This is a genomic window from Segeticoccus rhizosphaerae (assembly GCF_009192725.1).
GTDB lineage: Bacteria > Actinomycetota > Actinomycetes > Actinomycetales > Dermatophilaceae > Segeticoccus > Segeticoccus rhizosphaerae.
The window spans coordinates 1-1,452 of sequence record NZ_VOHR01000546.1; the positions used below are offsets into that span (position 1 = coordinate 1).

At 72.1% G+C, this 1,452-nt stretch carries 2 protein-coding genes; both read left to right on the forward strand.

From position 1 onward, the window contains the following. A partial coding sequence (locus tag FRW57_RS21510; protein ID WP_152187027.1) for an aldehyde dehydrogenase family protein occupies positions 1-716 on the forward strand: 716 nt, incomplete at its 5' end. A 119-nt stretch (positions 717-835) separates the two neighbouring features. Next, positions 836-1,387, forward strand: a complete 552-nt coding sequence (locus tag FRW57_RS21515; protein ID WP_152187028.1) for a GNAT family N-acetyltransferase — start codon at positions 836-838, stop codon at positions 1,385-1,387. The last annotated feature ends 65 nt before the right edge of the window (positions 1,388-1,452 follow it).

A 1,452-nucleotide genomic window follows, 5' to 3' on the forward strand; every position in this document is an offset into this window, starting at 1 on the left:
CCGTCGCCGGCTGGGCGGGCGCCACGGCGTACAACCGGGGTCAGGTGCTCTACCGCGTCGCCGAGCTGATGGAGGGGCGCCGCGACCAGTTCGCGACCGAGGTGCGCGCCGCCGAGGGGCTCACCGCCCGCCAGGCCGAGTCGGTCGTCGACGCGTCGATCGACCGGTGGGTCTGGTATGCCGGGTGGTCCGACAAGATCGCCCAGGTCCTCGGTGGGCTCAACCCGGTCGCCGGGCCCTACTTCGACATCTCTGCCCCCGAACCCACCGGGGTCGTGGCCGCGCTCGCCCCGCAACGGTCGTCGCTGCTGGGACTGGTCTCCGTGCTCGCACCGATTGTCGTCTCCGGGAACACCGCGGTCGTGGTGGCCAGCGAGGAGCGGCCTCTGCCGGCCGTCACCCTGACCGAGGTCCTTGCGACCTCCGACGTGCCCGGCGGGGTCATCAACGTGCTCACCGGTCGGACGGCCGAGATCGCACCGTGGCTCGCCTCGCACGCCGACGTCAACGCCATCGACCTGACCGGGGCAGCAGGGGCCGCCGACGTCGAGTGGGGCGACCTCGAGCGCGCCGCCGCGGACACCGTGACGCGCGTGTTGCGCCCGGCGGGGGATGGCCCCGAGGCGGTCGAACCCGACTGGGATGCCACGCCGGACCTCACCCGTCTGCGGGCCTTCCTCGAGACCAAGACCGTCTGGCACCCGAAGGGGACCTGACCGCCGGTCCGCCGGTCCTCACGACTCTTGCTCTGGTGCGGAAAGCACGGCCGGTGGTGTCGGCCTCCGTCCCTGAACCTCTTGCCCGACAGGCGGTTTGCGCGGCAGGATCACCAGGTGTGAAGCCTGTGCGGTTGGAGCAGCTCGGTCCCGCACACCGGGCCGGCTACCAGGCGATGGTCCGGGAGTGGCAGGAGCTCGCCGGCGCCTACCCGTTCAATGACGGCGAGCTGGCGCTGCGCGACTTCGACGCCTTCTTGGGCGATGTCGCTCTCGAGGGAGACTCCCCGTCGGGGCCGGACGGAGTCTTCCGGCAGATCAGCTACATGATCGTGGCCTCCGACGGAGAGGTGCTGGGCGAGTTGCGGTTTCGCCCGTGGCTCGAGGCGCCCTACCGCAGCCACCACGGGCACGTCGCCTGTAACGTCCGCCCCTCGCGGCGAGGGCAGGGGGTCGCCAGGGCGGCGTTTGCAGCCGTGCTCGACATCGCCGCTCGCGACTTCGGGCTTCCGGTGGTGACGGCCGACGTCGAGGGCGAGAACCCCGCCTCGGTGCGAGTGCTCCTGCACGCCGGTTCCCGTCTCGTGCTCGAGGAGACCCGGCCCGACTCCTCCCGCGTCCGCTGGTTCGAGTGCCCGACCGTGGTCTTGCCGCCGACGCGCGCCATGTGACCCGGGCCAGGCGGGGTCGCCCCGTAGACTGGCCTGCCGTGGCCCATACCGTCACGGAACACCGC